Here is an 11,746-nt window from a genome sequence, read left to right as displayed (position 1 = left end):
TCACCAGCGCCAGATCAGCGCACCCTGCAGGCCTTCCAGGTCCAGTCGCAACCGGCCCTTCAGGTCCTCGCGACGCGTGTGCGCATCCAGGCGCGTAGCCGAGTAGCGCAGCGCCAGGGTCGCGTGCGGTCCCATCGAGTATTCGACGCCGCCATCGAAGGTATAGACGGTCCCGTCGATGCGGTTGATGTCGGCCTGAAACACCGATCCGCGCAACACCAGGCGCCAGTCGTCTCCCAGCGCTTCGCGGTACTCGGCGCCGAGCACCAGCACCGGCAGGTCTTCCTTGACCTCGGCTTCGACCGGCGCCGGCTGCGCGCCGCCCGGCAGGTTGCGCGCCGCCAGGCTCAGCCCCAGGCGGTACTGCAGCGCGCCCACGCTGAGCCCCAGCGCGCGACCTTCCTGCGCAATCACCCAACCGGTGTAGTCCAGCGACCAGAGGTCCAGCTCGATGGCGCCTTCGACGCGCGAGTTGACAACGAAAACCTCGTCGTCGAACACGATCTCGCGACTGATCGTGCGCTCGCCATTGCGGCCGAAGCGCTGCACGCGCGCGCCGAACTCGTGGCGTTCCCACGGGCTCCAGGTGGCCGCGAACAGCTTGCCGCGGTCGCGGCCGCCGATATCCAGGTCGCGGCCGATGTCGATATCGGTGCCGAGCACACCGGCGCTGCCGTTGACCGCGACCTTGCCGCCGAGTTCGCTGGCGCCCACGCCGATTTCCAGCGTGGCGCGGTCCAGTACCGGGCGCGCCGGTGCGCCGGCGGCCAGCGCCAGGCACACCAACCCGCACGCCGGCGCTTTCATCCGCGCTGCTCGATCGGATCCCAGGGGCGCTCGTCCGGGCCGGTGTAGTGCGCGCTCGGACGGATGATCTTGCCGTCCTGGCGCTGCTCGATGATGTGCGCGCACCAGCCGGAGGTGCGCGAAATCACGAACAGCGGGGTGAACATCGCGGTCGGCACGCCCATCATGTGGTAACTGGAAGCGCTGTACCAATCGAGGTTGGGGAACATCTTCTTCAGTTCCGACATCAGCGATTCGATGCGCTCGGAGACCGCGAACAGCCGGCGGTTGCCGCCGTCCTCGCACAGCGTGCGGCTGATTTCCTTGATGATCACGTTGCGCGGGTCGGCCACGGTGTAGACCGGGTGGCCGAAGCCGATGATGATCTCCTTGCGCTCGACGCGCGCACGGATGTCCGCCTCGGCTTCGTCGGCACTGCGGTAGCGCGCGATGATTTCCATCGCCACCTCGTTGGCACCGCCGTGCTTCGGGCCGCGCAGCGCGCCGATCGCGCCGGTGACCGCCGAATACATGTCGGACCCGGTGCCGGCAATCACGCGTGCGGTGAAGGTGCTGGCGTTGAACTCGTGCTCGGCGTACAGGATCAGCGACTGGTCCAGCGCCCGGGTGTGCAGCTCGCCCGGACGACGGCCGTGCAGCAGGTGCAGGAAATGGCCGGCGATGCTGTCGTCATCGGTCTCGACATCGATGCGCGAGCCGGAATGGCTGAAGTGGTACCAGTACAGCAGCATCGAGCCGAAGCTCGCCATCAGGCGGTCGGCGATGTCGCGCGCTTCGGCCAGCGGATGCGACTCCTTCTCCGGCAACACCGCCCCCAGCACAGAGGCGCCGGTGCGCATCACGTCCATCGGATGGGTGGCTGGCGGCAGCATCTCCAGCGCGTCCTGCACCACCGCCGGCAGCCCGCGCAAGCGCTTGAGCTTGGTCTTGTAGGCCTTCAGCTCGGCGGCTGTGGGCAGGTGCCCGTGCACCAGCAGGTGCGCCACTTCCTCGAAGCAGGCGTGCTTCGCGAGGTCGTGGATGTCGTAGCCGCGGTACTGCAAGTCATTGCCGCTGCGGCCCACGGTGCACAGCGCGGTGTTGCCGGCGGCAACCCCCGACAGCGCGACGGACTTCTTGGCCTTGGGCAGGATCTGGGCGGGGTCGGACATGGCGGTTCCTCTTGTGGCTGGCGCCTTGTTGTGTGGTGTCGGCGCGGAATCTGGTTGACGGCCGGTTGTCGGTTGTCGGTTGTCGGTTGTCGGTTGTCGGTTGTCGGTTGTCGGTTGTCGGTTGTTGGTTGTTGGTTGTTGGTTGTTGGTTGTTGGTTGTTGGTTGTTGGTTGTTGGTTGTTGGTTGTTGGTTGTTGGTTGTTGGTTGTTGGTTGTTGGTTGTTGGTTGTTGGTTGTTGGTTGTTGGTTGTTGGTTGTTGGTTGTTGGCAGCGCGCCCACACAGCGACGATATTGGCGGAGCGGCTTCTGTGGGAGCGGCTTCAGCCGCGATCTTCATCAAACGGCCGCCTGAAAAGATCGCGGCCGCGGCCGCTCCCACAGGGTTGCGGCGCACCGGCCGTGGCTGCCAACAACCGACAACCCGGTTTCCTCAGCTGCCCTTCCCAAACAAAGAGTCGATTTTCTGCTCGTAAGCGTGATACCCGAGGACCTCGTACAGCTCCATGCGGGTCTGCATGCGGTCGACGACGCTCTTCTGGGTGCGCTCGTTGCGGATCGCACCGTAGATGCCTTCGGCGGCCTTGGCCATCGCACGAAAGGCCGACAGCGGGTAGATGATCATCGCAACGCCGATCTCGCCCAATTCATCCACCGTGAAATACGGGGTCTTGCCGAATTCGGTGAGGTTGGCGAGCACCGGGATCTTCAGCGCGGAGATGAACTTCTGGTACTCGGGGATGGTGGTGCAGGCTTCGGCGAAGATCACATCGGCCCCGGCTTCCTGTGCGGCGACGGAGCGCTCGATGGCGGAATCGATGCCTTCCACCGCCAGCGCGTCGGTGCGCGCGACGATCATGAACTGGTCATCGATGCGGCCGTCGACGGCGGCCTTGATGCGGTCGGCGAAGTCTTCCTTCGCCACCACCGCCTTGCCCGGCCGGTGGCCGCAGCGCTTGGCCTGCACCTGGTCCTCGATGTGGCAGGCGGCGGCGCCAGCGCGGATGAATTCCTTGACCGTGCGCTGGATGTTGAACACCGCGCCCCAGCCGGTGTCGGCATCCACCAGCAGCGGCAATTCGGTGGCGCCACTGATGCGGCGGATGTCCTCGCAGACATTGTCCAGGCTGGTCATGCCGAGATCCGGCAGGCCGTAGCTGGCGTTGGCGATGCCGGCGCCGGAGACATACAGCGCCTTGAAGCCTGCGCGCTCGGCCTGCATGGCGGCATAGGCGTTGATCGCACCGGGCAGTTGCAGCGGCTTCTCGCTGGCCATCGCGGCGCGCATGCGGGCGCCGGCAGAATGGTGGGACATGGGGGCTCCTTGGGACTGGCAACTGGCGACTGGCGACTGGCGATTAGGGCGCCAAAATCGCGTTCTGCTGCAGGGGATGATCGACGAACAGCGAGACTGCTGCGCCCAAGCGCCCTAATCGCCAGGTGCTAACCGCCAGTTGCCGCCATTCAGTAATCCGCTTCGAGGCGGAAGCGCACGTTGTGCTGCTGTGCGATCTCCAGCACCTTCTCGAATTCCTTCAACTCTTCCAGCAGTGCCTTGGCGCGCTTGATCGAATCGGGGTCGGACTCGATGTAGCCGGCCAGCGCGCGCACGGTGTCGAGGCCGTCGCCGGCATCGAACCACTGCTGCCCGCCATGGCTGGAGCCGAAGCCGCCGAGGTCCCAGCCTTCCTGCTCGGCGATCTCGGACAAATCCTCGCTCTCGCCGCCGATGAAGTCCGACAGCCGGGTCACGCCGATGTCGTCGGTGATCTCGTCGATCCGGTCCATCATCTTCGCCAGCGCCTTGCCGGCCGGCATGATGTCGATCTCATCGAGGTTCTGTTCGAGGGTGATGTAGTAGCTTTCGGACATGGCGGTGACTGTGAGTTGTGAGGCAAGCAGGGTAAAAAGTGAAAGGTGAAAAGTGAAAGGGAGCCAGAGCTCACCCCTCACTTCATCCCTTCACCAATTACTTTTCACTATTCACTGCTTCTCTCGGCGATGACTGTGAGTTGTGAGGCAAGCAGGGTAAAAAGTGAAAGGTGAAAAGTGAAAGGGAGCCGGAGCTCGCCCCTCACTTCATCCCTTCACTACTTTTCACTATTCACTGCTTCTCTCGGCGATGACTGTGAGTTGTGAGGCAAGCAGGGCAAAAAGTGAAAGGTGAAAAGTGAAAGGGAGCCAAAGCTCACCCCTCACTTCATCCCTTCACCAATTACTTTTCACTATTCACTGCTTCTCTCGGCGATGACTGTGAGTTGTGAGGCAAGCAGGGCAAAAAGTGAAAGGTGAAAAGTGAAAGAGAGCCAAAGCTCGCCCCTCACTTCCCCCTTTCACTTTTTACTTTTCACCTTTCACTGCTTCTTCGGGAACAGATGCTCCACGGCCGCGCGCTCTTCGCGCAGCTCCTTCTCGGTGGCGCTCATGCGCGCCTGCGAGAAATCGTCTACCGACAGGCCCTGGACGATGCTGTACTGGCCGTTCGCGCAGGTCACCGGGTAGCCGTAGATCACGCCGGGGGCGATGCCGTAGCTGCCGTCGGACGGGATCGCCATGGTGACCCAGTCGCCCTCGTCGGTGCCGAGCGCCCAGGAGCGCATGTGGTCGATCGCCGCGCCCGCCGCCGACGCCGCGGAGGACGCGCCGCGCGCCTTGATGATCGCCGCGCCGCGCTGCTGCACGGTCGGGATGAAGGTCTCGCGGTACCACGCCGAGTCGACCTGCGCAGTGGCGCTCTGGCCGCGGACGGTGGTGTGGTGGATGTCCGGGTACTGGGTGGCGGAGTGGTTGCCCCATACGATCATGCGCTTGATGTCGGTGTTCAGCGCGCCGGTTTTCTCGGCCAGCTGGCTGATCGCGCGGTTGTGGTCCAGGCGCATCATCGCCGTGAACTGGCCGGGATCGATGTCCGGGGCGTTCTGCTGCGCGATCAGCGCATTGGTGTTGGCCGGGTTGCCGACCACCAGCACCTTGATGCTGCGGCTGGCGTGGTCGTTGATCGCCTTGCCCTGGACCGAGAAGATCGCGGCATTGGCTTCGAGCAAGTCCTTGCGCTCCATGCCCGGACCGCGCGGACGCGCGCCGACCAGCAGCGCGTAATCGGCGTCCTTGAAGGCGACGTTCGGGTCATCGGTCTGCACCACGCCGTGCAGCAGCGGGAAGGCGCAATCGTTCAGTTCCATCACCACGCCGGCCAGGTTTGGCAGCGCGGGGGTGATTTCGAGCAACTGCAGGATGACCGGCTGGTCCTTGCCGAGCATGTCGCCCGCGGCAATGCGGAACAGCAAGGCATAGCCGATCTGGCCGGCGGCACCGGTGACGACGACACGAACGGGGGCTTTCATGGTGAATTCCTCTGCAGGGTTCGTAGTAGGGAGTGAATCTTCAGCGATTGACGGCGTGGCCGGCGGCCACGATCAGGTTGCGGGAACGCTCGGGGTCATAACCGTTGATCACTTGCTGGCCCACCAGCAGCACCGGCACGCCGCGTGCGCCGATGGCATCGAAGGCAGCCTCGCCAGCGGCGCCGTCCTCGATGTCCAGTTCCTTGTACCGCACGCCCATGCCATCCAGGTCACGGCGCAGCGCGTCGCAATAGCCGCACCAGGTGGCCGACAACATGGTGATGTCGCCATCGGAAGCTCCGATGCGCGGATCGCCGGGCGCCGGACCGCGGTTGGCGAACCAGTGCAGGCCCACCAGCAGTCCGGCAATCAGCAGCAGCATGCGCGACATCGGCAGCGCTCCGGCGGTACTCAGGCCAGCGCCTTGCAGAAGGCCTCGAAGCGACGCAGGCCTTCGGTCAGTTCGGCCGGCTTGCAGGTGTAGGAGATGCGCAATCCGTTCGGCTCGCCGAAGGCGCTGCCCGGCACGCAGGCCACACCATGCGCCTCCAGCAGTGCGTTGCAGAAATCGACATCATTCTCGATCAGCATCTCGCCATGGCGCTTGCCGAAGGCGAAGGAGATGTCCGGGAACGCATAGAAGGCCCCTGCGGACGCGGGCAGCTCAGACCCGGGATGCGCGCGAAAGTGGCCATGACTTCGTCGCGCTTGAGCGCGAATTCGGCACACATGCGCTGCGGGATGTCCTGCGGGCCGGTCAGCGCGGCCACCGCGGCGGCGTTGACCACTTCAGGCAGGTTGGTGATCGCATTGGAATTCAGCGTGACCAGCGCCTGCGCCATCGCTTCCGGCGCGGCGGCAAAGCCTACGCGCCAGCCGGGCATGCCATAGGTCTTGGACAGCGAGTCGAGCAGGATGATGCGGTCGCGCAACTGCGGGTGGGTGTGCAGCAAATGCGCCCAGCCGAGGCCATCGAAGATCATCTGGTTGTAGATGTCGTCCGACAGGATCCAGATGTCATGCTCGACCAGCACGTCGCCCAGGGCGCGGATCTCGTCCTGGGTGTAGACCATGCCGGTGGGATTCGACGGGTTGTTGAACACCAGCAGTCTGGTCTTCGGACCGATCAGCGCGCGCAACTGTTCCGGGCGCAGCTTGTAGTCCTGGTCCGCACCGCAGTGGGCGATCTTGATCTCGGCGCCAACGATGCGCGCGATGTCGATGTGGCTGGTCCAGTAGGGCGCCGGCAGGATGATCTCGTCGCCTTCGGACAGGATGGCGTACATCACGTTGAAGATGATGTGCTTGGCGCCGACACCGGTGCACACATGCTTGCGCTCGTAGCCGTCGAAGCCATTGCGCTTGAGGTGCAGCAGGTAGGCATCGAGCAGCGCATCCGGGCCGCGGTTGCTGCCGTACTGGCCGGTGTCGTGCGTCAGCGCTTCGCGCGCGGCGGCATAGACGTGCTCGCCCGGCAGGAAGTTCGGTACGCCGATCGAGAAGCTGATGATGTCGCGGCCTTGTGCCTTCAGGCGCTTGGCCTTCTCCGCAACCGCCATGATCGCGCTCGGGACCGCGCGGCTCATCCGTTCAGCCAGCTGGGGCATCGTACTACTCCAATCAGATCAGCCCGAAAGGATACACGCGCTCGCCGCGGCGCCGGGATCGACTTTCGGACAGCCCTTCTGCTGCAATGCACAACTGCCCGGAAATTGCCGGATGCGGCAGCGTCACCAGGCGGCAGCCACAACCAAAGACCTTCTGTCCGCGAAGGACGCAAAGGACGCAAAGAAGATCAAGACCTTTGCTTGCCTTTCCGCAAACCGTGCCATTGCTTTTCTTCGCGTCCTTTGCGTCCTTTGCGGACAAGAAGACGCTCGTCCACATGAAAGAAAAAGGCCGGTGCGACGCGCGCACCGGCCTTCGGAGAGTGCCGCGGCTGCTGCCGCGGGTGCAGCATGCTCAGAACTTGTAGGCCAGGTCGATACCGACGACGATCGGGTCGACGTTCGCGGTACCGATGTCGGCGCCGTCCAGCTCGGCGTCGCTGTCGATGTCCACCCACCACAACTGCGCACCGATGCTCCAGTTGTCGTTGATGAAGTACTCGGCGCCCAGTTCAGCCGCCAGGCCGAAGGAGTTGTCGAGTTCCAGGTCGGCGCCCGGAATGGCGATTTCCTCGTCGTAGATGAAGGTGTAGTTCACGCCGGCGCCGATGTAGACGTTGAACGGGCCGGTCGGGTTGAAGTGGTACTGGAAGGTGACCGTCGGCGGCAGGTGCTTGAGCGAGCCGGAGTTGGCGCCGTTCAGGTCGTAGTCGTGGTCGAAGGGCCACGCAGCCAGCACCTGGGCGGCGACATGATCGGTCAGGAAGTAGCTCAGCGCCAGCGTCGGCTTGACGTCGGAACCCACTTCCAGGTCCAGCGTACCGGCCAGCGTGCCGTTGTCGGATTTCGGATTGACGTTGCCAAGGCCAATACGCGCGACCCAGTCGCCGGCCTGGTAGGCCTCGGCATTGGGCGCGTAGGCAGCGCAGGCAACGGCGGAAAAGGCGAGGGCGATCAGGGTCTTGTTCATTGCAGGGCTCCGTTGTGATTGGCTTGGGGCGCACTCTGCCGCAGCCAACAAACGGAATCTTGACAATCGTCAAGGCAAAGCCGGGATTTCCTGCCTGGGCGGCATTTCGCCAGCCCTACTTTGGTCGAATACTGCCCGGCTGCATCACGGAAAAGCGCCAGCCACGCGCAATCCGAGGTCTTCCGCCCAGCCGTTCGCGATGTTCAGGTTCTGGATGGCTTGGCCGGCCATGCCCTTGACCAGGTTGTCGATGGCAATCATCACGCAGGCCGCGCCATCGCGCGCTTCCACCGAAATGTCGGCGAAGTTGCTGCCGGTGACGGCCGCATTGCGCGGCGTGCCGTCGACGACGCGCACAAAGCGATCCGCAGCGTAGCGCCGCTCGAAGCACTCGCGCAGCGCGCTGCGGGTCAATCCCGGCGCCTGGAAGGTCAAGGTGGCGAAAATGCCGCGGACCAGCGGCGCCGAGTGCGGAACAAAGGCGAATTCGATGCCACCGCCCTGCTCCGCCAGCGTGCGCCGGATCTCGCCCTCGTGCTGATGGCCGAGCATCTTGTAGGCGCGGAAGTCCTGCGCGCGGGTCGGGTGGTGGGTGGTTTCGCTGGCACTCGCGCCAGACCCCGAGGAGCCGGTGATGGCCGAGACCGCCACCCAGGCCGGCTTGTGCGGGCCGAGGTCCGCCAGTGGCAGCAGCGCAAGTTGCAGCGCGGTCGCGAAACAGCCGGGATTGGCGATACGCCGCGCACCGATGATCTGCTCGCGGCGCCACTCGGACAATCCGTAGACGAAGCTCCCCAGGTACTCCGGGCAGGGGTGCTCGCCGCCGTAGGAGCGGCTGAAGGCCGGCGCGTCGGCCAGGCGAAAATCGCCGGACAGGTCGATCACCGTGAGACGATCGGACAGTCCGGCCGCGTGCCATTCCTGTTCCAGCCGCGGCAACTGCTTCGCGAACTCGCCGTGCGGCATCGCGGCGAACACCACCGGGCATTCGCTGCCCGCCAGCGCCGCCCAGTCCGCCGCCTCGATGAACTTGCCCGGCACCACGCCGCGCAGGTTCGGATGCACCGCGCCGATGTCCTTGCCGACATGCTGGCGCGACACCCCGGCGACGCTCTTCAGCATCGGATGATTGGCCAGCAGTCGCAGCAGTTCGCCACCGCCATAGCCGGAGGCGCCGAGGATCAGGACGTCCATGAGGGCAGGAGCAGAAGCGGGGAAAGGGTCAGGGGGCAGGGGCCGGGCAGCGGGACCCGGTTGCTGCCTCGAGGTAACTTGTACCTGCTCTCCGGAATCACCTGCTCGCTCCTGTTCATCCCGTGCGCAAATCACAAGCTCACGCCGCCTCATTCCACATCATCGCCGCCAGCCTGTCCCCTCACCCCCTGCCCCGCTTCACCTTCCCTCGCCCCACCCCGCCAACCGCTTGCGCACCAGTTGCAGCGCCAGGTCACCCAGCGCGCGCGGATCGACGCGCGCGTTGCGCGCGGGGATGCCCAGGCGCTCGACGAAGCGCTGGCCGACGGCGTTGTCGGTGGCCGGGCCGGCAACCATGTCGACCTCGATGCCGTAGGTCTCGCGCAGATTCTCGATGCCGCCGGCCACGCCGACTGGATCGTTGGCGCAGAACACGAAGCAGCAGCACTGCTGGCGCAGCGCTTCGTCGGCGAGAATGGCCTGTACGCCGTATTCACCCATGATGCCGTCGCCGGTCTCTGCCACGATCACATCGACGCCGCGGCTGGCGATCTCGCTCAGCACTTTGTGCGCGGTCTGTGCGGCGCTCTCGGGGCCCGAACAGACCACGCCCGCATCGGTGAAGTCCGCGATCACTTCCGCGCCGTGGTCGTACAGGTGCAGGGTGTCACGCATCAGCGAGATGCCGGTGAGCTTGGCGCCGCCGACCTTGTAGCCGGCCTGGTGCAGTGCGCGCACCATTGCCGAGCCGGCGAGTGTCTTGCCCGCGTTCATGCAGGTGCCGAGGATGAACACGATCGGCACCTTCGGCGCGCTGGGCACGCCCTGCAGCGCGTTCTGCCGGATGTGCGCCGGAATGCCCGCGCGCGATTGGAATTCCGGGAAGGCCAGCACCTGGCCCAGCACTTCAAGCTGGAAGGGCTTGCCGACGTCCGGGTTGTAGGACACGCAGTTGCCCATCACTCCGCCGATGTTGAGCATGTTGATGGTGTCGCCGACCTTGAGTGAAGTCGGCATCACGCCCTCATACCCGTGCAGCGCATGCCGCTTGCCCAGTGCGCCGACCACCAGGTCGCCATCGTGCAGCGTCATCCAGCGTCCGTGCACATCTTCGAGCTGGTTGTAGGTGCTCTTCTCGCCGTGCACGCGCACGGCCACCGCAGAGCCCTCCTCGCAAAGGATCTCGTCGCCCAGCGTCAGCGTGCGCGAGAGCTTGAGGTTGCGGGTAACGCTGGCGATTTTGTCGACGGTCAGGCGCATGGGGATAGGGCCGTGAAAAGTGAAAGGTGAAAAGTGAAAAGGGGCCTCGCGCTCAGGGTGAACGCGCCGCCAAAGCTACTTGCTGCGCCACGCCGAACAGCTTGCAGTATCCGCGGGCTTCCTCGCCGGTCCAGGCCTTGGCGCCTTCGCCGTAGCTGGCGACCTTCGACTGCATCAGGCTGTGCGGGGAACGCACGCCTTCGACCTGGGCGACGCGCGGGTAGAGGGTGATGCGGACTTCGCCGGTGACGGTGGCTTGCGAGGACGCGAGGAAGGCTTCGAGATCGCGGCCCACCGGGTCGAAGTAGTGGCCTTCGTGCAGCAGGCTGCCGTAGAGGTTGCCTAGGGATTCCTTCCAGAACAACTGCTTGCCGGAGAGCACCAGCTTTTCCAGTTCGCGATGCGCCTGGATCAGCAGGTGCGCCGCGGGGGCGGAAAAGCCGACCCGGCCCTTGATGCCGAGGATGGTGTCGCCCAGGTGGACGCCGCGGCCGATGCCGTATTCGTCGCCCATGCGGTTGAGCGCCTCGACGATGGCCACCGCACCGATGGCCTCGCCGTCGAGCGCCACCGGATTGCCGCGCTCGAACCCGAGGACGAGCGTGCGCGGCGGCAGGTCCGTTGCGATGGCGCCGCCGGGATAGGCCGATTCCGGCAGGTGCTGCCAGGAATCGTGGGTTTCCTTGCCGCCGACCGAGGTGCCCCACATGCCCTCGTTGACCGAGTACAGCGTGGTCTTCGGCGGAATCACCACGCCGCGCTCGGCCAGCCAGCGGGTCTCGTCCTCGCGCGAGAGCGCCAGTTCGCGGATCGGCGTGATCAGCTGCTTGTCCGGGCACAGCGCGCGGAAAGCGACGTCGAAGCGCACCTGATCGTTGCCGGCGCCGGTGGAGCCGTGCGCGATGGCGCTGGCGTCGAGGTCATTGGCGACCTCGGCCACCCGCTTGGCCTGGCACACGCGCTCGGCCGAGACCGACAGCGGATATAGCTGGCCGCGCAGCACGTTGCCGTACAGCAGGTAGCGCAGGTAGTCGTCCCACAGCTCCTGGCGCGCGTCGATGGTGCGGTGTTGCACCACGCCCAGGCGATGCGCAGCCGCCTCGATACGTGCGATCTCCTCGGCATCGAAGCCACCGGTGTTGACCGTGACCGTGGCCACGTCGAAACCGCGCTCGCGCAGGTGCAGCACGCAAAAGGAGGTGTCGAGGCCGCCGGAGAAAGCGAGGACGCAGAGGGGTTGGGACATGGCAGTTGTTCAGGAGAGAAGGTAAGGAGAAGGCTCGCGGATCGAAGGCGGGGCGAGGGGCAAGGGTCAGGGGAACCGCACTGTCGCCAGACCCGCACTGATGGCGAGTTGGTGTATCTCGCGTGCGTAAGCAGCCAAGACGACACGACGCGGCTTGCTCAGCGCGTGA

11 protein-coding genes and 1 pseudogene are annotated in these 11,746 nt (G+C 65.2%); all 12 read right to left on the bottom strand.

The window, feature by feature from the left end:
• The 12 genes and pseudogenes from IPK27_18945 to argG all read right to left on the bottom strand — a co-directional run bounded on the left by IPK27_18945 (window position 1) and on the right by argG (window position 11,577).
• The gene (locus IPK27_18945; GenBank protein MBK8069617.1) at window positions 1–807 is read right to left on the bottom strand and encodes a hypothetical protein; all 807 of its coding nucleotides are present in this window, start codon (window positions 805–807) and stop codon (window positions 1–3) included.
• Window positions 804–1,958, bottom strand: a complete 1,155-nt coding sequence (gene prpC, locus IPK27_18940; GenBank protein MBK8069616.1) for a 2-methylcitrate synthase — start codon at window positions 1,956–1,958, stop codon at window positions 804–806. Before prpC ends, IPK27_18945 begins: the two co-directional genes overlap by 4 nt.
• A gap of 431 nt (window positions 1,959–2,389) precedes the next feature.
• Window positions 2,390–3,271 (bottom strand): methylisocitrate lyase, encoded by an 882-nt coding sequence (gene prpB, locus IPK27_18935; protein MBK8069615.1) that lies wholly within the window; start codon window positions 3,269–3,271, stop codon window positions 2,390–2,392.
• Window positions 3,272–3,420: 149 nt separating this feature from the next.
• Window positions 3,421–3,828, bottom strand: coding sequence for a hypothetical protein (locus IPK27_18930; GenBank protein ID MBK8069614.1), 408 nt, complete (start codon window positions 3,826–3,828; stop codon window positions 3,421–3,423).
• Window positions 3,829–4,310: 482 nt separating this feature from the next.
• On the bottom strand, window positions 4,311–5,300 hold the full coding sequence (locus IPK27_18925) for a malate dehydrogenase (protein MBK8069613.1): 990 nt from the start codon (window positions 5,298–5,300) through the stop codon (window positions 4,311–4,313).
• A 40-nt stretch (window positions 5,301–5,340) separates the two neighbouring features.
• A complete protein-coding gene (locus IPK27_18920) occupies window positions 5,341–5,691 on the bottom strand; it encodes a glutaredoxin family protein (protein MBK8069612.1) in 351 nt (116 codons plus the stop codon).
• Window positions 5,692–5,711: 20 nt separating this feature from the next.
• Window positions 5,712–6,907 (bottom strand): annotated as a pseudogene (locus IPK27_18915) (pyridoxal phosphate-dependent aminotransferase).
• A 13-nt stretch (window positions 6,908–6,920) separates the two neighbouring features.
• A complete protein-coding gene (locus tag IPK27_18910) occupies window positions 6,921–7,169 on the bottom strand; it encodes a hypothetical protein (GenBank protein MBK8069611.1) in 249 nt (82 codons plus the stop codon).
• 93 nt (window positions 7,170–7,262) lie between these two features.
• Window positions 7,263–7,877: an OmpW family protein gene (locus IPK27_18905; protein ID MBK8069610.1), complete on the bottom strand. Its 615-nt coding sequence runs from the start codon at window positions 7,875–7,877 to the stop codon at window positions 7,263–7,265.
• A 144-nt stretch (window positions 7,878–8,021) separates the two neighbouring features.
• On the bottom strand, window positions 8,022–9,071 hold the full coding sequence (argC, locus tag IPK27_18900; protein ID MBK8069609.1) for an N-acetyl-gamma-glutamyl-phosphate reductase: 1,050 nt from the start codon (window positions 9,069–9,071) through the stop codon (window positions 8,022–8,024).
• A 198-nt stretch (window positions 9,072–9,269) separates the two neighbouring features.
• Window positions 9,270–10,331, bottom strand: coding sequence for a hypothetical protein (locus IPK27_18895; GenBank protein ID MBK8069608.1), 1,062 nt, complete (start codon window positions 10,329–10,331; stop codon window positions 9,270–9,272).
• Between the two features lie 52 nt (window positions 10,332–10,383).
• Entirely contained in the window at window positions 10,384–11,577 is a 1,194-nt protein-coding gene (gene argG, locus IPK27_18890) for an argininosuccinate synthase (protein ID MBK8069607.1), read from the bottom strand.
• Window positions 11,578–11,746: the final 169 nt, after the last annotated feature.

Source organism: Rhodanobacteraceae bacterium (genome assembly GCA_016713135.1).
In the GTDB taxonomy this organism is placed as follows: domain Bacteria; phylum Pseudomonadota; class Gammaproteobacteria; order Xanthomonadales; family SZUA-5; genus JADKFD01.
This window is presented reverse-complemented; position numbering and strand designations above follow the sequence as displayed.

Bases quoted from the DNA above. Each gene is read 5' to 3' on its own strand.
- IPK27_18945 (MBK8069617.1), bottom strand. From the start codon at position 807: ATGAAAGCGCCGGCGTGCGGGTTGGTGTGCCTGGCGCTGGCCGCCGGC.
- prpB (MBK8069615.1), bottom strand. From the start codon at position 3,271: ATGTCCCACCATTCTGCCGGCGCCCGCATGCGCGCCGCGATGGCCAGC.
- IPK27_18895 (MBK8069608.1), bottom strand. From the start codon at position 10,331: ATGCGCCTGACCGTCGACAAAATCGCCAGCGTTACCCGCAACCTCAAG.
- IPK27_18930 (MBK8069614.1), bottom strand. From the start codon at position 3,828: ATGTCCGAAAGCTACTACATCACCCTCGAACAGAACCTCGATGAGATC.
- argG (MBK8069607.1), bottom strand. From the start codon at position 11,577: ATGTCCCAACCCCTCTGCGTCCTCGCTTTCTCCGGCGGCCTCGACACC.
- argC (MBK8069609.1), bottom strand. From the start codon at position 9,071: ATGGACGTCCTGATCCTCGGCGCCTCCGGCTATGGCGGTGGCGAACTG.
- IPK27_18920 (MBK8069612.1), bottom strand. From the start codon at position 5,691: ATGTCGCGCATGCTGCTGCTGATTGCCGGACTGCTGGTGGGCCTGCAC.
- IPK27_18925 (MBK8069613.1), bottom strand. From the start codon at position 5,300: ATGAAAGCCCCCGTTCGTGTCGTCGTCACCGGTGCCGCCGGCCAGATC.
- IPK27_18905 (MBK8069610.1), bottom strand. From the start codon at position 7,877: ATGAACAAGACCCTGATCGCCCTCGCCTTTTCCGCCGTTGCCTGCGCT.
- prpC (MBK8069616.1), bottom strand. From the start codon at position 1,958: ATGTCCGACCCCGCCCAGATCCTGCCCAAGGCCAAGAAGTCCGTCGCG.